Genomic DNA, 19,658 nt, shown 5'->3' on the forward strand with positions numbered 1-19,658 from the left:
ACTCTGTATTAACAGGACCTGGGCTGACGATAATTGATATTTATCTGCTTTCCTCTTTTGCAAAACTGCCGTTTAGTCTTTTCAGCACTTCACTTATGCCCCTGCTGACAATCCGATCCTCCCGCATTACTGTCCCCAAAGTCCGATGAAGCGAGGGCGTCACAGAGTAAAGACTGAGACCCTGCCTTTCTTCAATACTCGCAACGGACATGCGGGGAACGATGCTGTAGCCCAGACCGGAACGTACCATCCTTTTAATGGCTTCAATGCTGCCAAGCTCCATCATGGGGCTGGCAGTATGCCCGGCATACCGGAACCATTCGTCGATCAAGGCGCGTGTCCCGCTTCCGGGTTCAAATATAATCAGCGGCAGTGACAAAAGGGCGTCGGGAGACAGGGGGTTCGCGCTCTGCTCTGATGCATCCTTTTCCATGATGACAACAAACTCATCAGTACCCAGCGGGCTTACGCTCAGGCATTTGCCGGCTGCTGGAAGTGTTACAAGTCCAATGTCTATACGATTCTCCTCCACGCTCCGGACAATATCGGAAGTATTGCCTGTGCGTACGTCCACTTTCAGCAGAGGATGTGCCTGTCGCAGCTGTTGCAGTAAGGGAGGCAGAAGATGAATACAGGCCGTTGCACCCGTGCCGACAGTAACGGTGCCGGTTATCTCGTCTGAATGCAGAGACACCGATTCAATGGCTGTATTTACCACGGAATCAATTTTCATACAGTGCTCAGAAAAAGTCAGCCCGGCAGGAGTGGGCCTTATCCCCCGGCTGGTTCGCTCAATAAGCCGGACATGAAGCGCCTGCTCCAGCTGTCTTATCTGCAGGCTGACAGCCGGCTGTGATAGCCCGAGCGCTTCTGCCGCTCCGGAGAAACTGCCCCGGCTGATGACCATCCTGAAAGTAGCAAGGTGATCAAGGTTCAGGTTTGCCATGCCAAAGTTTTCCTTATACCGCTGATAAGTCACGCGGCCTGTCTGAAATTATTCATCCGGGTTAGTCTTTGTTTCTGACCGGAAAAAGAGCCATACCGATGGAAATAACTGAAGCAGATGAAAGACATATTCCTGCTATCCAGCAGATTTATGCTTACCACGTATTACATGGCACCGCCACTTTTGAAACCGAACCGCCGGATGCGGCTGAAATGGCAGCCCGCCTGAAAAAGGTGCGTTCAGCAGGACTGCCCTGGTTTGTGGCGGTTGATGAAGGGCAAGTGCGGGGATACTGCTACCTGTCTTTTTACCGGGAACGGCGCGCCTACCGGTTTACCCTGGAAGACTCCGTCTATATTGACGCCACGTGTCAGGGGCGGGGCACCGGCAAAATGCTGTTATCCCGAGCGATAGCTTGGGCAGAAGCCCGTGGCTTCCGCCAGCTCGTGGCCGTGGTGGGTAACAGCGAAAATACTGCCTCCCTTGCCCTGCATCGCGCCGCAGGCTTCAGCATCACCGGTACACTCAGATCGGTAGGATTCAAGCACGGACGCTGGCTCGATACGGTCATCCTGCAGCGCACGCTCGGGCTGGGCGACACCACGCTTGCGGAGAGCACAGATTGACACATGGACATCTGACAGGGCGCAGCATTTTCTGCATCGGCATGACGCAGCTTATCAACTGGGGTATTACGTTCTACATGCCGGGCGTTTTCGGAACCGCCATCATGGCGGAGACGGGATGGTCTCCCGTGGTGACATTCTCTGGCCTGACCGTTGCCATACTGGTTATGGGGCTGGTTTCGCCGCTGACCGGTTCCGTTATGGCTCGAACCGGCGGACGCATGATGATGATGGCGGGAACCTTCGCCATAACCATCGGGTGTTTTCTGATGGCGATTACTCATTCCACAGCGGCATGGGTTGCGGTCTGGGTCCTGACGGGAGTCGGCATGCGACTTGCCCTGTATGACGCTGCGTTTGCCCTGATTGTGGAAACCGCAGGCGCAGGGGCCCGCAGAGCAGTCTCTCTGGTTACTCTACTGGGCGGTCTTGCGTCAGCCGTGTTCTGGACTGCTGGCGCTGCCCTGCTGCACATTACCAACTGGCGGCATGCCTTACTCGTTTACGGCTGTGCGGGTCTGGTGGGCCTGCTTTTTCTGACCGCCGTTCCGGCAGGCCGTCGGGTAAACCCTCCCATGGTTGGTCGGTCCGGTCTTCCGGCGACCGGGACGGCAGAAGATCGAAAAGGTTTCATCAGTGGCCTGTGGTATGCCGCCCTGATTGCGCTGCTCAGCTTTGTCTCCACGGGCGTGTCCACGCATTTTCCCCGGATACTGGCCGCTTATGGCTTGCCTGCTTTGGCTGGCATGCTTTGGGGCGTGGGACAGGTGAGTGCCCGCCTGCTGGATGTGGCCTCCGGCGCTCGCCTCTCCGCGCTACGCCTAAACCTTATTATCGGTGTCCTGCTGCCACTCTGCTTTCTGGCCGGCCTTGCGGGGTGCGTTACGCCTGTGGCTACAGCCCTCTTCGTCCTGGGCTATGGGGCCGTGAACGGACTGTGCACGGTTGTGAAGGCCGTACTTCCTCTTGTGCTGTTTGATCCACAGCAGTACGCCCGCAAAACAGGCGTACTGCTGTCACCAGGATTTTTTCTCGCGGCGCTTGCCCCGTCTGCGTATGCCATGCTGCTGGAGCGGTACGGTATACCCGGCACGCTGCTTGTTTCCGCTATCCTGACCCTGTTCATTACGGCGATTTCCGTGGTGATCTGGCGACGCCATTCCGGCTCAGTCGTACAGAGCCGTGATGAAGAAGCGCCCTCCCTTCCCGGGAAAAACGTTTGATACAGTCCGCGATAACATCAAAATTTTATCTAGATTAATCCACATTTTGTGCGTCTGCTTTTTGCTCACAGCCGACTTGACCGTGTGCCTGTCTGCTTTGTGCCAAAAGCGGACATTATCAGATGAGTAAAAACCGCCCTTCAGCCGGCTTATCTTAGGATTGCTGTCACAATTGTGCTGAATACTGTGCCCGTTATAAAAGCATGTTCAGTTGTGCGTTCTTCTTTGCGTATGTCAGCATAGCGTGCAAGAGCATGCTCAGCATTTGGGGCATCGATCTCTTCATACTGCTTTTCATAACCCTGATCGGTCAGCAGAGGGGCTTTCTCGGCTTCTGATCTTTCCAGCACAGCAATTTGTTCACCCTTTCTAAAAAAAATGTAATCCGGCATCTGTCGCTCCCGAGAAAAGATAGTTTTTCATGAGATAACATATCTCATCTGGCTTGATTCTGTTTACATCTGTGTTTCTTCAGTTCGTGAGTCAGAAGTTAAGGTAATTCAATATACTTAAGGCTTTGAAAAATTTGCGACAGCAAGGAGCTCAGGATGAAAGCATTTACAGTGCGCCGCATTAACGACAGTGACCTTGACGATTTCATAAGAATAAGACTTGAGGCTTTGCGACTTCATCCAGCTGCCTTTGGTGCCTCCTATGAAGACTGGAAACAGAAATCTGCAGAGTTTTTTGCTGAAAAGTTGCGTGTGGAAAAGGTATTTGGAGGATTCGATCTTCAAAATACATTACAAGGGATGATAGGCGTTAGTAGCAATACCGCACCAAAGCTTCGTCATGTTGCCACTATTTGGGGAATGTATGTGCGCGCTGAGATGAGAGGCACGGGACTTTCGAAATCGCTTATGGCAGCGGCAATAAAAGCTGCCAGCGGAGCTAAAACAATAAAACTTTCAGTGATGACAACAAATCATGCAGCCCAGATTCTCTATCGATCTTTTGGATTCAGAGAATGGGCAACCGATACCGCTGCATTATGCGTTGATGGCGTTTTTTATGACGAACTTCTTATGAGGCTGGATGCTGAATCCAGTTCGTGACCCGGATATCTGGAAAAACCGGCTGGCCGTAAAGGGCGTTAGGGAATCCAAATGAATCATCACGGTCTATACAGACACATCCGAATAGCTATTAGTCACATATCTGATGCCTGCTCTTCGCTCATAGCGGACCATGCGCTCGTGTAATACTGCTTTGTGCCAAGAGCGGGCGTTGCTAACTCTTCGCTGCAATAAGTTTTGGGTAGTAAGACAGCCTTATCATCATTTCCTCAGTCTCACGAGGACAATCAGAGATTTGACACCCAAATATCTATCCATAAAACCATAACATTAAGGCGTTTGATGCTGCATTGAACTCTATATTAAGTAAAACATGCGGAAAATAGTCTATTTTAGTTGTACTGAAATATATTATTTCATCCATGACGTGCAGCCTATAGAATATAAATCATATTAGGTTAATTTCATTAAACTCGCGAAGAAATTCCAAGCATGAATAGACCCTGAAATATTTGTATTTTTAAATTACGTATTAAAATCATATCGACAACCGTAAAATAAAAGAAGCCTCTGCAAATGATTTAATAAAGATCTGCGATCTCCTTAAGGTTTCATGGTTTACGAATGCCCCGTTTCTTTAGGCATATTAGCCTGAGATTGCACCATTTCTGTCGTTCACAAGATTAACCTGTTTCTTCGTTAATGAAATAAGAATTCAAAGGTGGACATGGCAACCATGTATAAACCTCTGAAACCTCATCAGGTGAATAAGATAGAGCCTTATGTATTGGTGGAAAAAACAACATTATTATTTATTGTCAGGCACTAAAGTTCTTAACACAAACGCCGATAATCTTCCCAAACTTATCCATCATTAGATGCAATGTATGCTTTGTACATTCAGAGATAAGTGAAAACTCAAGTATATGAGTTTATCTGGACTTGCAGGATTTATAGCCCTGGATTTGCGCTTGATAGATCACAGCCAAACCCTGATTTTTAAATTTTACAGTAATAGTGTCTATGGACAGCACACTCTTTCAGCGCTGATCCATTCGATCATTTAAGGATAAAAAGATGTTGAATAAGTTTAAACGTAGCACAACCTGTCTCCTTGTTTCTTTTTCCCTTCTGCTTGGTGGTTGTGCTAACACTGGGAGCTCTCTCTTATCAAGCACCAAACCAGATCCACGACTGACCAGTGGTGAACAATCCCAATTATTTAGCAGTTCAGCCGCCCAGGGCTGCGGCATGGGAGCTCTAGCGGGTGCAGGCCTTGGTGCTTTGACGGGAGCTCTGGCTGGAAATAGCAAGAAAGCATTGGTAGGGGCTGCAGTAGGTGGCGCTGCCGGATGTGCTGCAGGGGTTGCGACAAACTACTACATAGACAATCTGAAAAAAGATTACGCCACCACCGCCGATCGTCTGCAAGCGATGGATAAAGACATTAATAAAGACACTGCTGATATAGCGACAACAACCGCGGCCATGAAGGCGGTTATCAGTGATAACCATGCCACATTAACCAAAATTAGCATACAGAAAGACAAAGCAGGCTTTGATAAAGCCAGCGCAAAAAAAGAATTGTCGCAAGTTGATGCCAATATCAGCGTCATGAAAGAAAAAATTAAAAATATGAATGAAAAAAGCGCTGCGTATAAGGTCGCGCTGCAGGGACAAGCCACCAGCACACCGGCGGATAAAGACAAACTGAAAAAACTGAACGTAGAGTATAGCGAGCTCAGTGGCCAAATTACCGCATTGGAATCTGAAGCGAATGGTTTATACAGCCAACGCCAAGCTATTTCATTAGGTTGATAATGACGGGCCGACATTATTGTCGGCCCTGTTTAATTTTATTGCTGAACAATTTTAAATCAGCCCTATCAACTCATGGACGCCTTTATGAGAATTTATGTCTTAGTCGCTTCGCTATTACTTGCCGGATGTGCCACATCCCCTCAGGACTGCGATTTACACGCTCAGGATCCTGGTTTTATTACCAAGTTGAGTTGTACTACTTCCGGCGGCTATCGTCAGAAAGTCGACGAGCAAGAGCGCCATGTACTGCAAAGTCAACGCGACAATAAAATCGCCCAACAAAATTTTGCGGATACCCAATCCAGGGAGCAAGCCTCTAGTCAGAAACTGGCTAATGAACAAACCAGGTTGAAAGCGGCGCGATCTGATTTGGCCCAGACGCTGAAAAAGCTCAAGTCGGGCAAGGCAAACAACCAGCTGCGCCAGCAAGAAATTAAGCAGTTGGAAGCGTTGCAAAGTCAGTCTCAGCAGGCTAATAGCGCCAGTGAAGTTGCCCAGATTGAGAAGGAAATCGCTGCTGCCAAAGCCAGAGTTGCAGCGCTTGAGCAAGCTAACGCACTTCAATAATGCGTCGCCAGGGTGGCGGCACTTTATGCTCGCCACATGACCAATCAGCATCTGATGCTAATAACAACAAACATGAATCTGGGCTATGCAACGATTAACAAGATCAGCGCTAATTGATGATTCCACCCTCGCCATCTATGAAGAAACGGTTGCGATTATTCACCGTTATCTTCCGACTTCCCTTGCGCTGCTTTATGCCACCACACGTCGAAGTGCAGAAGGGAATCTGGAGTGGTGGACAGCGCGACAAGGTCTTGCCACTCCGCTGTCAGCACTCAGCGACGCTGAACAAATCGAGATTCAGCGTAAGCGTCAGCAGTATCAGGACACAATTGCAGGTCTAATTGGTCAACTTACCGCCCGGGAGGAAAGCAAAGCGGCCCAGGCATTGCAAACGCTGCTTACCCATTCACAGGCTCTGGACTGTTATGGCGTCAGTGGTGAGCCGGTATTAATTAACTGGGCCATCCCGGAACAGACTCCCCTTACTGAGGTGGTATCAACACCGAGGCAGCGACGATTTCTGCCTTGGTTGCTATTGGGATTGTTGCTGCTGTTGCTTACTTTCGTAGGGTGGTGGTTCCGTGCCTCCTCCCTTCCAGATGCAGCCCTGCCCGCACAGAGCAAAACGCCAGCTGCGGTTAAGGACGCCTCGCCGAAAAAGACCCTGTTAACGCAGGATAATCCAAGCGTAAACCTCGCCAAAAGAAACGACTTCGGCCGCATCAAAGTCAATCTGGCCTGGCAACAAGGCCAGAATGAGCAACCGGTAGATCTGGATATTGCCGCGTTTGTTAAGTTGAAAAACGGCAGGAACAGTGGCGTTGAGGCACTCAGTAAATACTCAGGTGATTATGAAAAAGCTCCCTTCATGCTATTGCAAAAAGATCTTCGCGACGCAGGCAACAAAGATGGCGAATGGCTATTCATTAACGGCGGCCAATGGCAGGAGATTGATGAAGTACTGATATACAGCTTCATTTACGGCGGCGCGAATAACTGGAAGGGGCTTGATGCCACGATCACGCTCTCTGTTCCGAACCAGCCGCCGATCAGTTCCACTTTGATTAATAGCGGTGAACGCAATGATGTTGCGGCAATCGCACGATTAAAGAACGTTGATGGTGACATCAAGGTTGAGCGGCTTAACAGCTTCTTCCCAAACCGGGAGTCACTGGCTAAGCACTATGGCTGGAACTTTGAATGGACGCCTGGTGCCAGCAAGAATTAGCCACCTTCATCTGACTTGCGTTAAATAACAGCCTTACAAGGTTTAGACAATGCGAAATTCGATTCAGGGACCACTATTACGTACCGGAAAAAACTCTTTGTTTAAGGCGCTGGGTGAGACCGGCTATCCGGTGTTTAAGATGGCCTTTCAACTCCGTGAAGCTATTTACCGTCTTGATGCCGGGCGCGATTTGGCACGACACCTTGCCATCCCGCAAAATGAACAGGATGGCGATCGTACTGATTGGTACAGCAGCTTTGCAGGCGATGTCATCCCCTGGAGTGTTGCAACGGAAAGCGAGCGAGCTTCTGCGCGACAGCAATTCAGCGAATTCCAGATGGCGGTACAGGCCTTAAGTGAGCAGATGCTGAACGCTGAGAATAGTGGTGCAGGCGGTGATCGGCGGGTATTCGCCCAGTTGTTAAAAGCGGTCGTTAATTTTCCCGATGATGAGTTTCTTTATCTGGTTAATGGGGTGCTGGTGATCACTTTCTGGGGCTTTGTTCATCCAACTGGCGAGCAGAGTAACCCGATGCACTGGCTGCAACCCAGCTCAGTACCCGCGCCAAAAACCGGTGCTCCCGTCACTCAGCCACTGGCGCAAGCAGCATCGACACCTATCCACTCCATCGAGACCGTGCCGCATACCGGACGCAGGAAATGGAACTGGCGATGGTTACTCTGGCTTCTGGTCGCCCTGCTATCTCTTGCGCTGATCCTGGGATTACTGCGTGGCTGCGTTCCTTCGCTTTCCCTGCCGGGGCTGCCGAAATTATCCGGTGAGAATCATCATAGCCAGCCGATCAGCAATGTGGGCAATAGCCAAGACGTGGAGGTCAATCCTTCAGCCAGTACCGGCACCCAAATCCCTGTCAATACCGGTGGGCTGAACACAGCAAACAATGCGACAGTAGCGGATCCAGCCGAGGCTAATCAGTCTCTGAATCGTACAGGTACAGAGACTGCCAATGAGCCGACGATGGCTGACACCCCAACCTCAACGGAAAATGCAAGTGAGCCACAGGCGCAGCCAGGCGCAAGCGGAGTTCCAGTAGCTGATTCAGCAGCGGTGACTGCACCCGTTATGCCAGAGACACAAAACAGTGCGCCGCAAAACCCTGCGGTCACGCCTAACACCGTGCCACCAGTCCAACCCGTGCAGGGTGAACCGCTGACGCTTCCTGCTGCTTTACCCGATGGCCCTGCACAGTTTCTTAATGGGCAATGGCGAGTTAACGGCGGTATTCAGGACAAACTTACTGGTCGCCCGTTGCAGCTGCAATACAACTTCAAACAGGGCGACGGCACCGTCAGCGTCCGTCAGTCCAATGGTGTCATCTGTACCGGCGCGGCTAAAGGGAGTGTGCAACAAGGTGCACTCAACATTAAGAATCCTGAGCAAATGGCCTGCAGCGATGGCTCAAACTTTATTGGCCCAACCATAGAGTGCAAATCGCCTACTGCTGGCCACACCGATTGTGTCGGTAACAATGATGGGGATAAAACCTTCCCCATTCGTATGCTGCAACCCCATTCTTAAACAGGGACGAAGAGATTATGTTGCCTGAAATTGTTTCTTTTGATCGCCAGGTCACTCTGGTCGGAGACTCCGGAATTCAGTTTATGGATTTCGGTTTAACCCTTAAACGCCAGACTGCGGGTACGGGTGAATTTGTCAAACTCGCCAACGGCGTGCTAACACGTCTGATTTACAACGAACAGCGCGATTACTATTTCTATCAGCCGACGCCAGACAAAATTGAGAAAGCGAAAAGCCAATACGACATTCCTGTTGAGCAGAGCCTGAAGCTGCTGGACAGCGTCTGGTTGCCGCTTCCCTTGTTCCGTTTTAGCTTGCCCAATATTTACCAGGAAGGGCCGCTGAACTGGGCACGTTTTCGCATTGTGAAACTGCCAGAACCTGATATGGATGGCCACAGCCACCGCATGACGCTGGCGATTGATACCCGCATCATGGCCAAACAACAATCGGCCGCGGACCTCAGCCCTAATCATGAAGATGTGAATGCAGGTGCCACCTTTGCAGTAGCCACTGCCACTTATGCACTCAACTGGTATTTGACCCAAGACTGGGTCAAAGATTGGCTGATCGATGTATTTGGCGAAGCCAGCAAAGGCCGGGATATTGACGAGCGCGAGGATGAAATCGCCCAACAGTATCCGCTGGCGCACTATCTTAACCTGCTGTCACTGATGGCTGAGCCACTTGAGGGCCTACAAACCCAAACCACAGCCTTTATCGAGATACCCCAGTTTAAAGTGATCGCCAATCGGGAAGTGAACGCCATTAAACCGATTCCGGTCGACATGATCCTCGATGTAGGTAACTCTCGTACCTGCGGCATTTTGATTGAAGATCACGGGCAATCAGGATCCGGCTTGATGCACAACTATGTGCTGAAGCTGCGCGATCTGAGCGCACCTGAACATATCTATATCGACCCGTTTGAAAGTAAGGTGGAGTTCGCCCAAGCCTTTTTTGGCAAAGATCTTTATTCCGTACGCAGCGGTCGCCACGATGCTTTCCAGTGGCCAACCATCGCCCGCATTGGGGGTGAGGCCAGTCGCTTAGCTTCACGCCGGCGAGGGAGCGAAGGTTCTACAGGGCTTTCCAGCCCTAAACGCTATCTGTGGGATGAGAAATTTTATGGCCAGGGCTGGCGCTTTAACGGCAGCTCAATGCAGGAGACCAATCCTCTCGCCACTGCCGCCCCCTTTGCCAATTTAATTAATGAAAAAGGCGAAGCCCTGCATACCATTGAAGATGAGATGGATCGCATCCCGGTATTCACTCCACGCTATTCCCGCAGTTCGCTGATGACCTTTATGCTGGCAGAGGTGTTGACTCAAGCCATTAGCCAGATCAACAGCCCTGAGCAGCGTATTCGCGAAGGCCATGCCGGTCTTCCTCGTCAACTTCGCCATATTATTCTGACGGTTCCACCGGGTATGCCGATGGCGGAGCGCTGTATTCTTGATGAAAGAATGCGTCAGGCCGTAGGTTTAGTATGGAAATCTCTGCGCTGGCATACGGGTGAGAATGATCCTTATCTTGATGAGGGTGAAGACCACAGCAAGGGCAACATCAAAATTCCACTGCCTAAAATCCGCGTAGAGTGGGATGAGGCTTCCTGTGCCCAGCTGGTGTATCTGTATACAGAGATTAATCAGAACTTTGCCGGTCATCCGGAAGTATTTTTCAATACGCTTGGCCGCCCGGATCGCCAAGATCGGGAAACCCTCACCATTGCATCGATTGATATTGGCGGGGGCACAACAGATCTGGTCATCACCGATTACCGTCTGGATCGTAACGGCGTGTCCAGCAGTGGCGCAAACGTGCATATCATCCCCCACCAGCGATTCCGGGATAGCTTCAAAATTGCCGGGGATGACATTTTGCTCGACGTTATTCAGTCCTACGTGTTGCCTGCTTTCGAGTTGTCGCTGCGTGAAGCAAATGTGCGTTCGGTTGAGACGCTGATGTCGCAGCTGTGCGGTTCACAAAATATCAGTGCCGCCGAAGCGGTGCTGCGCCAGCAACTGAGCTTGCAATTGTTTGTGCCCCTGGCGCTGCACATCCTTGCCCGCTATGAGCAATATGATCCGCAGAATGAGCAGACCCATCTGCTGATCAATCAGCGCGTCAGTGAATTATTGCCGGCGGGCAGTATCAGTGATGAGGTTGAAAGCTTTGTGCGCCGTGAAGTGAAAAAGGCGGGAGGCCAGGATGACTTTAAAATTGCAGATATTACCCTCAATATCGCACTGACGAAGATGCACAGTGATGTGTGCTCAGGCAAGTTCAACATTGACAAAGTGCTCACTGCGCTGTGCGAAGTGCTGTCCAGTTACCACTGTGACCTCTTGCTGTTAACGGGCCGACCGTCGCAACTGCCAGGGATTCAGGCAATTGTCCGCCGCAACCTGCCCTTACCTCCAGGACGTATTCTGGCGTTACATGGTTACAAGACCGGCACTTGGTATCCTTTCCATAAAAACGGCCATATTCACGATCCAAAAAGCACCGCTTCGGTTGGCGCGATGCTGTCGCAGTTGTGTGCAAACCACAGCATTCCCAACTTCCATTTCCATATCTCAGCGCTGAAACCGTATTCCACCATTCGCCATATTGGCACCATTGATATGGACAGCCTGATCCACGATGCCGACGTTATCTACCGTCATATCAAATCTGAAGATGGGCAGATTTCCTTGCCGGTGTTGATGAATGATGAGGGCGAGGCAACCACAGCAAGCATTGTGATGCGTGGCGACCTGCGATTAGGTTATCGCCAGCTGGATGCGGAGCGCTGGTCTGCATCTCCCTTATACACGTTGCGATTCAGCGAATCTGGACGTGAAAACTTCTCTAAAGCGAAATCCCTCGACAGCGGATCTCCGTATCTGCAAGTCAGGCTCACGATAGATAAAGGCAAGGCTGCACGCAAATTAGGCCTGATCAGCGATCGTCTAACCATCGCTGATGTCAGCAGCAACACCGACCGGTCTTTCGGCAAGAAAGATGTCGAGCTGGAACTCAATACCATGCCCGATACAGGACTCATTGACAGCCGACACTGGCTCGATAGCGGGAGTGTGAAAAAATAATGAACAATGATCAAAAGACTCTTCAACAAGGATGGGCGGCTATCGCCCAAGGTTGTCAGGATGCTCTGGAATGGGTGGGCAATGTGCGCACCGGGTCTCGCCGCCTGGATACGGAAGCTGACCCACTGAATCTTAATTTGCTGCGTACCCGTAATCTGGCGAACAGCCTCTCTCAGGTCTCTGGTACGCCGATGACTGTTGGCTTCTTTGGCATTTCTCAAGCGGGTAAGTCTTATCTTATCTCGGCGTTAGCCGCAGGTAGCAATGGCGAATTGGAAGCTCGCTATGGCACCAGGGTGGTGGACTTTATTAAAGAGGTCAATCCGGTTGGCGGAGGTAAAGAGGCGACGGGGCTGGTCACCCGCTTTACTCGGCACGCGCCCGAAGCGCCGCAGGGCTTCCCAATTCCTTTGCGTCTGTTCAGTGAAATCGAATTGGCAAAGATTCTCGCCAATACCTGGTTCAATGACTTCAACCATGAACATCTGAATTATCAGCTTGATGAAAACCACATCGAAGAACGTCTGCGTCCTTTCCTGCAGCGTGCAGGTCAGGCTGATGTTAATAATGGCGTCAGCAGTGAGGACGTTGTTGCACTGTGGGATTACCTTAATTCTTCATTCAAAAAATCAGTAGAAAAGCTTGAACATGCCTGGTGGCCTCAGGTACTTAAAATCGCCCCCATCCTTAATCCACATGAGCGTGCAGACCTTTTTTCTCTTTTATGGGGAGAGCAACCGGAACTCACTGAAACATACCGTTCATTGGCCCATGTGCTGGCAAAACTCAACCACGCAAAAATGGTGTTTGCCCCGCTAGAAACGCTTATCGACCACAATAATGGCAGCATAATGAACGTCGACAGCCTGAATCGTCTTGATTCAGGCCAGGATCGCCCTGTCGAAATACGTTTTTGGAAAGAGAATCAACAAACCGGCAGCGCCCACTTGTCACAAGCGGAACTCGCGGCGTTGACCTCAGAGCTTATTTTCCCGCTGGCAGAGGTTACGCCAGACAGCGTGATGGAGCAGGTCGATTTACTCGACTTCCCCGGCTATCGCGGTCGCCTCAAACTGCTCGCCCTAAAAGATGCTGCTCAGACTGGGCAGAATCCAGTATCTCAGCTCCTGCTGCGCGGCAAAGTCGCCTATCTATTTGAGCGCTATACCGATAATCAGGAAATGAATGCGCTAGTGGTATGCGCCAGCTCGTTTAAACAAAGTGACGTATCCGATGTGGGCCCGGTGCTCACCCGCTGGGTCGAGAAGACGCAAGGCAAAACTGCAGAAGAGCGTGGCAGGAGCAAAGCAGGCCTGTTCTGGGCCATCACCATGTGTGATATGCGCATCAGTGACAGTCTTAAGAAAACGGAAAGTCAGTTGAATGAGGCCTGGGAAGGCATGATGCACATGACGCTGCTGGAACGTTTTGCCCAATATGACTGGTTAAAAGAGTGGTCGCCCGGCAAGCCATTTGATAACTGTTTCCTGGTGCGTAAACCAGGAATGGATACCCCGTTTCTGACACTCGAAAGTGTCCCTGGGCAGGAAAGTCTAAAAGAGGTCGCGATTACCGAACGGTATCGTGACGTCATCGACACCATGGGTCGCGCCTTTATCACCCGTCATAACGTGCATCGTCATGTTGCTACACCCAACGAGGCATGGCAGGAGATGCTTAAGCTCAATGATGGCGGCATTTCTCGCCTGACCGAGGCTTTGCGTGGCGTTGCTCACCTGGCGTTCAAATTGGATCGCCTGCATGAGCAGTTGAAGCAATGCCGCATCGAAACCGCAGAAAAACGCCTCGGCCGTTGGTACCAGCATGACGGTGACGGCCAACTTGGCAAAAAACAAGCCATTGCCAAAGAACTATGGCAAGGCTTATCCGCTTGCCCGCAAAGTTTGGGAGAGATGATTGGTCGTTTAGATCTGCCCTCTTATGAGCTGAATAATATCTATCTGAGCATCCGCGATCAGGATCAAGAGCTTCAAGTTAGTGATGTCAAGCCTCCGCAAAATACCTTTGCCGCTAATCCGTTTGGTAGTAACCCTTTTGCAAGCAATCCTTTCGGTGAGGATTCCATCGGGGAACAGCCCACAACGGTCGCCCCCCTGCCAGAACGCGTCGGTCAGGATGACGAATTCGCCCATCAGGCATTCAAAGCCTGGGTCGCGCATCTAAGGGAGCTGCCGCAGCAAACCGCGTATTGGCAACAGCTTGGGCTCAACAGTGAAACTATTAATCTGTTGTGTGAAGAGTTGGTCACCGCAGCCACGCGCCTGGATCTGGAAGGCATGCTCAAACGCGCACTGGCTGGCCAGGAGCAGGCGGGAACGCGTCGTGAGCAGTTACTGGCACGCCAGACTCAGCGTACCCAGCTGGCGATGCGAGATTTTATTGCCTGGTTTGGCTACCTCACTTTGCCAGAAGCGCAAATCCCTAACAGCTATGTTGGAGAGAAAAAGAAAGTGTTTGCCCGCCAGGCTCCGCTTGCCAGTGATGAATTGCCACAACTGGCCGCTGTCGCCCCACAGCCAGGCGTAGCCTATATGGGCGACTGGCTATCGGCATTAATGGCACTCACCCTGGACAATGCAGGCCACAGCGCCACTCGCGATATCTCCATTGAACAAAACCGGCAACTTGGCCAGATCATCGGCCAAATGAAACAAGAGAACCTGTCATGCTAGCTAAAATTTTACCCTGCCAACCCGCAGAGCCGGGCTTTGCACAATTGATGATTCGCCTTCGTGGTGAAGACACATTACTGTCAAATCTGAACTTTACGTTGTGCAACAATGAGCAGAATTACCTGCAGCATGACGGCCGCTGGAGCCCAGCGCCGCACCTGTTTACCCTCAATGGTGGTTATTTATTCAACAATGGCAGCGGTTTCCGTATTGGCCCGGCCTTACTTGACCCTCTGCTAGCAAGCGCTAGTCAGGTTCAAATTCAGGCTCAGTTAGCCTCTGGTGAAACTCGGAGTACCACACTCCAGTTGGTACGTGATGAGCTGTTCTCTTCTGGTGCCCGTGGACAAACCGCTAACTACGGTAGTAGTAGCGTGGCGGACTCACCTCTCCCAGCGACTGAATCCGAACCTTTCCCGGTAACAGCAGCTGAGCCTGCGCCACCTGAACCGATTCGCGCGCCAACCACAGCACGTCCCAAACGCAACTCGTCTCTGTTCCCGATTATCGCTGCCGTGCTGCTGGTGGTGTTAATTGCCGCAGGTGCGCTCTGGTGGTTTATGGGGCGAGACAGCGCCACCCCACCAGCGGCAGAGAAACCGGAAGCCCCAGCCGCTTCAGCGGCAGCCAAACCTGATGCCAACGTATGTTCACCTGCTAACCTGGCGAGCCAGAGTGAGCTCGATTTTGTGCAAAACTGCGTGCAACAGAAACTCGACAGTGACAAGTTACTGCTCATCATTCAAGCAGCCAAAGACGCGAAGCAGTGCGGTGTGGCTCAACGCCTTTACGCGCATAGCGCTCAGGGTGGCGATACCAGGGTCGCTCTCGCCTATGCCGCTGAATATGATCCGCAGGATCACAAGCCAAGCGAATGTTTCAAAACCCCTGACCCGGATACTGCCGCTTATTGGTATGACACTGTGCTGCAAACCGATCCAGAAAATCAGAAAGCAAAGCAACGTCTTGAGGAGCTGAGAAAATAATGACTACGCATTTTCTTCGGCTTGCCCTGCCGCTATGTGGCCTGCTTCTCGCCAGTCAGCCGTTGGCAGCGGAGGGTGACAAACCCCTGTTGCAGGAAGGAAAGAAAACCTTATTCCAAAGGGTTCTGACGACACCAGGCTGTAAAATAGGAACAGCAGCAGGCGATGATAAGGGCCAACTGCAACCCGCGTTTAGCAGCTTTTATGTTTATCAAAAAGCGGAGGTGAACGGCCAGAGCTGGGTCAAGGTCGGGCCCGATAGCTATGGCAAAACCATTGGCTGGTTACCACAGTCCTGCACCGTTGACTGGAAAATGCAGCTGACCCTGGCCTTTACTAACCCAGCGAACCGCGATCGGTTGGTGTTCTTTAAAGATAAGAAAAGCCTGGATGATATTCTCTCTGCGCCGGATCCCGTCTCGGTGGTTGCCCCCTTGCGCGCTCATCTGAAACGCGACGGTCATGCAGACGGGGTTTTAGCACAAGAACCAGAATACTTTGTTGATCTGCAAAAACAGTTCTACCTGTTGCCGATCCTCAGTGGCGAAGAGGTGATGACAGAGAGCGGTTTTTATACTCGCTTACTTAACGTCGCCTCTGTGAGCAAGGCAGACCTTACGACAAAACCGGCCGATGATGTTAATCAGCTTAAAGGCTTTAATGCCTCGGTGGTATTCGTAATCGATTCCACCATTTCGATGGGTCCGTATATTGATCGCACCAAAGAAGCGGTCAACAAAATTTATGACAAGATTAAACAGGAACACCTGCAGGATCAGGTTAAGTTTGGCCTGGTATCATTCCGCTCAAACACCAAAGCAGTACCCGGTTTGGAATTCACCTCGAAGATTTTCGCCGACCCCAATCAGGTGAAGGATGGCAATGATTTCCTGCAGAAAGTCGCGGGTCTTAAAGAGGCTAAAGTGTCCAGCTCGTTAGTTGATGAAGATGCATATTCCGGCGTTCTTTCTGCTATCGATAACATCGACTGGAGTCCATTCGGCGCGCGTTACATCGTCTTAATCACCGATGCTGGCGCCATTGATGGTAGCAACAAACTCTCTTCTACCGGACTTGATGCTAAACAGCTGCGCCTTGAAGCGGGCAACAAAGGGATTGCGATTTATACTCTGCATCTGAAAACCCCTTCAGGCAAAGATGATCATACGAAAGCAGAAGGCCAGTACCGCGACCTCTCTAATTTTGACAGCACGCAGTCCAATCTCTACCAATCCGTTGATGCAGGTGACCTGAAAACCTTCGGGCAGCAGGTTGATACGTTGGCGGGTGCAATTACAGAACAGGTCAAAGCGGCTTATATGGGCGATCCGGCCATCGGCAGCGCACTCTACTCTAAAGATGAGGGCAAAAAACCGACGCCAGAAGAGAAATTGCTGGGGGATACTGCCCTGATTGGTCACGCCATGCAATTGGCATGGCTGGGTAAAAAGAATGACACTCAGGCTCCGCTGGTGTTTAAGGCTTGGATCAGCGATCGCGATCTAATCAAGCAAAACATCCCAACTACTGACGTTCGCGTACTGCTGACCAAAGGGCAGTTAAGCGATTTAAGTGATGTTGTGAGCCAGATCCTGCAAGCGGCTAACGAAGGCATGATCTCGCCAAATAAAATGTTTGAGCGCCTGCGCTCCGTTGCTGCCACCATGGGTGCCGACCCTAATCAGCTAAAGCAGCAGGAGAATGCCAAAATCAATGATCTCGGCGTGTTAGGTGAATACTTAGCTGACCTGCCCTACCGTAGTGATGTGCTGAATCTTGATGAAGAAACCTGGAAAAGCTGGGATGGCTTGTCGCAGGAGAAATTCATCCGCACGCTCTCCACTAAGCTACGTTACTACCAGAAATACAATGCCGATGTTGACCGCTGGGTGGAACTCGCCAAAGGCAGCGACCCGCGCGATCGCGTCTATCCGGTGCCACTGGAAATGATGCCCTAATGCTACATATAGACAACTTGTGTGTGGTGCGTGGTGAAGGGGATCAGGCGCATCCTGTCTACCTGCCGCAGCTAAGTCTGCGGCCAGGAGAGGTGATGGCGGTGACCGGCGAAAGCGGCTGTGGCAAAAGCACCCTCCTGGAAGCAATCGGTCTATTGTTACGCCCGGCCAGTATCGGGCGTTTCACCCTCCAGGGGGAAACGCCGCTGGATGTGGCCACGCTGCTAACCCACAATCAGCAAACTGAACTGGCTGAGATACGCGCCCGCCATTTGGGCTTTGTGCTACAAAATGGCGGCTTGCTTCCCTTTTTAAGCGTGCAGGACAACATCACACTACCGTGCCAGCTGCTTGGCAAGTCGCCGGATAAAGCGATGTTATCCAGGGTCATTGATACGCTAAAACTGGGCACTCTGTTAAACAAGTATCCGGCACAATTGTCATTTGGTGAACGGCAGCGCACCGCCTTTGCTCGCGCCATTCTGCACCGTCCCGGATTGGTCCTGGCCGATGAGCCCACCGCCGCACTCGATCCCCACAATGCGCAGCAACTTTTTAGCCTGTTTATCGATCTGGTTGCTCAGGAAGGCATGATGGCACTCGTTGTCTGCCATGACTGGCCACTGGTGCAACGTTTCAATTTGCCCTGCTTAGTTGCCCGCCCTGGCTCAGGTGCATCTGACTTATCAGGGGAACAAGACCAAAGGGGAAGCCACTTTGTCCTGTAATCGCACCCTTCTGCTGGGCCGCCTGGCACTGAAAGATCTGTGGCACGATCGCATCATCTCATTTTGCATTACGTCATCTCTGGTCGCGGTGATTGCCCCACTCCTGCTGCTGTTCGGTTTGCGGTTTGGCATTGTCAGCCAATTGCAGGATGAACTTGCTCATGATCCGCGCAATCTCGAAATCAGAATGTTGAGTAGCGGCAGTTATGATCCGGAATGGTTAGAACAACTGCGCCAACGTGCCGACGTGGGATTTGCCATTGGGCAAACACGTTCGCTCAATACCCTCACCGACCTGCAAGTAGACAGTACCCATTTCATTGAAAATGCCGAAGTGATTCCGTCCGATATGGGTGATCCGCTATTAGGCAATCTCAAGATCCAGCACGAAAATGAGGCGGTGTTAACGCAGGAGGCGGCACGAAAACTGGCGGTTAAAGTCGGTGATAGCGTGACGCTGCGTGTCAGTCGTCAACTCGATGAACGCCAGGAATGGGGGCGGAAAAGCCTGATAGTGGTTGGCATTTTACCCGCTACCTATTTCAATCGAGCAGCGATTTTTACCCAATCTTCCCTGCTATTGATGCTTGAGCATTTCAGAGACGGTTATGCTATCCCTGCCCTTGGCGTGAGCAGTGGACAACCATTAAGTGACAAATCCCCACGCTATGCGCGTGCCAGATTATATGCGCGGAGCATTGACGACGTTGCCAGCCTGGAGCGCGATCTGCGCGCGCAACGCATCGAAACGTCAAGCCGAATAGCTGATATTGAAAATGTGAAAAGCATCAACCGAGTGCTGGGGCTGATCTTCAATACCATTGCCGCCACCGCATTGATTGGCTGCATCACCTCTCTCATCGGATCATTTATCGCTAACGTCGATCGCAAACGCAAACATATTGCCGTGTTGCGGCTATTGGGCTTTACCGGCCCGGCCGTGGGAGGCTATGTCATTGTGCAAGGTTGCCTGCTGAGTCTGTTCGCTTATGTGGGTGGTTACGGTATCTATCTTATTGCCAGTCAGATTTTTAACCGGGCTCTGGCTGGTAGCCAAACCACCGACCAGATGCTGTGCAAAATAACCATAGCGCATAGTCTGCTGGCCATGATGATAACCGTTGTCGTGGCGCTGGTGGTTGCCAGCATCGGAGCTTACCGGGCCATTAATATTGAACCTGCGCAGAGTCTGCGTGAGGTGTAAGTCCACCCATCCTATTTTTAGTTAACT

Annotated in this window: 15 protein-coding genes; 13 read left to right on the forward strand and 2 right to left on the reverse strand. The window is 51.3% G+C overall.

What is annotated here, in order from left to right:
* Window positions 1-40: 40 nt before the first annotated feature.
* Window positions 41-946 (reverse strand): LysR family transcriptional regulator, encoded by a 906-nt coding sequence (locus SC127_RS10210; protein ID WP_332626165.1) that lies wholly within the window; start codon window positions 944-946, stop codon window positions 41-43.
* A 98-nt stretch (window positions 947-1,044) separates the two neighbouring features.
* Between SC127_RS10210 and SC127_RS10215 the strand changes: the two genes are divergently transcribed.
* Both SC127_RS10215 and SC127_RS10220 read left to right on the forward strand, forming a co-directional pair.
* Window positions 1,045-1,572, forward strand: coding sequence for a GNAT family N-acetyltransferase (locus SC127_RS10215; protein ID WP_332626167.1), 528 nt, complete (start codon window positions 1,045-1,047; stop codon window positions 1,570-1,572).
* Entirely contained in the window at window positions 1,569-2,795 is a 1,227-nt protein-coding gene (locus tag SC127_RS10220; RefSeq protein ID WP_332626168.1) for an MFS transporter, read from the forward strand. Before SC127_RS10215 ends, SC127_RS10220 begins: the two co-directional genes overlap by 4 nt.
* 149 nt (window positions 2,796-2,944) lie before the next feature.
* Here the strand turns inward: SC127_RS10220 and SC127_RS10225 are convergent, their stop codons facing one another.
* On the reverse strand, window positions 2,945-3,187 hold the full coding sequence (locus tag SC127_RS10225; RefSeq protein WP_243079559.1) for a hypothetical protein: 243 nt from the start codon (window positions 3,185-3,187) through the stop codon (window positions 2,945-2,947).
* Between the two features lie 156 nt (window positions 3,188-3,343).
* Between SC127_RS10225 and SC127_RS10230 the strand changes: the two genes are divergently transcribed.
* The 11 genes from SC127_RS10230 to SC127_RS10280 all read left to right on the forward strand — a co-directional run bounded on the left by SC127_RS10230 (window position 3,344) and on the right by SC127_RS10280 (window position 19,631).
* Complete coding sequence (locus tag SC127_RS10230) at window positions 3,344-3,850, forward strand: GNAT family N-acetyltransferase (RefSeq protein ID WP_332626170.1); 507 nt, start codon at window positions 3,344-3,346, stop codon at window positions 3,848-3,850.
* A 1,038-nt stretch (window positions 3,851-4,888) separates the two neighbouring features.
* A complete protein-coding gene (locus SC127_RS10235) occupies window positions 4,889-5,629 on the forward strand; it encodes a hypothetical protein (RefSeq protein WP_332626172.1) in 741 nt (246 codons plus the stop codon).
* 87 nt (window positions 5,630-5,716) lie between these two features.
* Entirely contained in the window at window positions 5,717-6,199 is a 483-nt protein-coding gene (locus SC127_RS10240) for a hypothetical protein (RefSeq protein WP_243079562.1), read from the forward strand.
* Between the two features lie 85 nt (window positions 6,200-6,284).
* Window positions 6,285-7,430 (forward strand): tellurite resistance domain protein, encoded by a 1,146-nt coding sequence (locus SC127_RS10245; protein WP_332626174.1) that lies wholly within the window; start codon window positions 6,285-6,287, stop codon window positions 7,428-7,430.
* A gap of 49 nt (window positions 7,431-7,479) precedes the next feature.
* Entirely contained in the window at window positions 7,480-8,970 is a 1,491-nt protein-coding gene (locus SC127_RS10250) for an SrfA family protein (RefSeq protein WP_243079564.1), read from the forward strand.
* A gap of 17 nt (window positions 8,971-8,987) precedes the next feature.
* Window positions 8,988-12,062 carry a virulence factor SrfB gene (locus SC127_RS10255; protein WP_243079565.1) on the forward strand — a complete coding sequence of 1,025 codons (3,075 nt, stop codon included), beginning with the start codon at window positions 8,988-8,990 and terminating at the stop codon, window positions 12,060-12,062.
* Window positions 12,062-14,755 carry a putative virulence factor gene (locus SC127_RS10260; RefSeq protein WP_243079566.1) on the forward strand — a complete coding sequence of 898 codons (2,694 nt, stop codon included), beginning with the start codon at window positions 12,062-12,064 and terminating at the stop codon, window positions 14,753-14,755. Before SC127_RS10255 ends, SC127_RS10260 begins: the two co-directional genes overlap by 1 nt.
* Entirely contained in the window at window positions 14,749-15,741 is a 993-nt protein-coding gene (locus tag SC127_RS10265) for an SPOR domain-containing protein (protein WP_243079567.1), read from the forward strand. Before SC127_RS10260 ends, SC127_RS10265 begins: the two co-directional genes overlap by 7 nt.
* On the forward strand, window positions 15,741-17,699 hold the full coding sequence (locus tag SC127_RS10270; protein WP_243079568.1) for a vWA domain-containing protein: 1,959 nt from the start codon (window positions 15,741-15,743) through the stop codon (window positions 17,697-17,699). The genes SC127_RS10265 and SC127_RS10270 overlap by 1 nt, the downstream gene beginning before the upstream one ends.
* Entirely contained in the window at window positions 17,699-18,427 is a 729-nt protein-coding gene (locus SC127_RS10275; protein WP_332626177.1) for an ABC transporter ATP-binding protein, read from the forward strand. Before SC127_RS10270 ends, SC127_RS10275 begins: the two co-directional genes overlap by 1 nt.
* The gene (locus SC127_RS10280) at window positions 18,417-19,631 is read left to right on the forward strand and encodes an ABC transporter permease (protein ID WP_332626180.1); all 1,215 of its coding nucleotides are present in this window, start codon (window positions 18,417-18,419) and stop codon (window positions 19,629-19,631) included. Before SC127_RS10275 ends, SC127_RS10280 begins: the two co-directional genes overlap by 11 nt.
* Window positions 19,632-19,658 lie beyond the last annotated feature (27 nt).

This window comes from Pantoea sp. T14 (assembly GCF_036663535.1).
In the GTDB taxonomy this organism is placed as follows: domain Bacteria; phylum Pseudomonadota; class Gammaproteobacteria; order Enterobacterales; family Enterobacteriaceae; genus Pantoea; species Pantoea phytostimulans.

Excerpts from the sequence above, each read along its gene's own strand:
- SC127_RS10245 (WP_332626174.1), top strand. The coding sequence starts at position 6,285 with ATGCAACGATTAACAAGATCAGCGCTAATTGATGATTCCACCCTCGCC.
- SC127_RS10270 (WP_243079568.1), top strand. The coding sequence starts at position 15,741 with ATGACTACGCATTTTCTTCGGCTTGCCCTGCCGCTATGTGGCCTGCTT.
- SC127_RS10275 (WP_332626177.1), top strand. The coding sequence starts at position 17,699 with ATGCTACATATAGACAACTTGTGTGTGGTGCGTGGTGAAGGGGATCAG.
- SC127_RS10255 (WP_243079565.1), top strand. The coding sequence starts at position 8,988 with ATGTTGCCTGAAATTGTTTCTTTTGATCGCCAGGTCACTCTGGTCGGA.
- SC127_RS10215 (WP_332626167.1), top strand. The coding sequence starts at position 1,045 with ATGGAAATAACTGAAGCAGATGAAAGACATATTCCTGCTATCCAGCAG.
- SC127_RS10260 (WP_243079566.1), top strand. The coding sequence starts at position 12,062 with ATGAACAATGATCAAAAGACTCTTCAACAAGGATGGGCGGCTATCGCC.
- SC127_RS10210 (WP_332626165.1), bottom strand. The coding sequence starts at position 946 with ATGGCAAACCTGAACCTTGATCACCTTGCTACTTTCAGGATGGTCATC.
- SC127_RS10225 (WP_243079559.1), bottom strand. The coding sequence starts at position 3,187 with ATGCCGGATTACATTTTTTTTAGAAAGGGTGAACAAATTGCTGTGCTG.
- SC127_RS10230 (WP_332626170.1), top strand. The coding sequence starts at position 3,344 with ATGAAAGCATTTACAGTGCGCCGCATTAACGACAGTGACCTTGACGAT.
- SC127_RS10240 (WP_243079562.1), top strand. The coding sequence starts at position 5,717 with ATGAGAATTTATGTCTTAGTCGCTTCGCTATTACTTGCCGGATGTGCC.
- SC127_RS10265 (WP_243079567.1), top strand. The coding sequence starts at position 14,749 with ATGCTAGCTAAAATTTTACCCTGCCAACCCGCAGAGCCGGGCTTTGCA.
- SC127_RS10250 (WP_243079564.1), top strand. The coding sequence starts at position 7,480 with ATGCGAAATTCGATTCAGGGACCACTATTACGTACCGGAAAAAACTCT.
- SC127_RS10235 (WP_332626172.1), top strand. The coding sequence starts at position 4,889 with ATGTTGAATAAGTTTAAACGTAGCACAACCTGTCTCCTTGTTTCTTTT.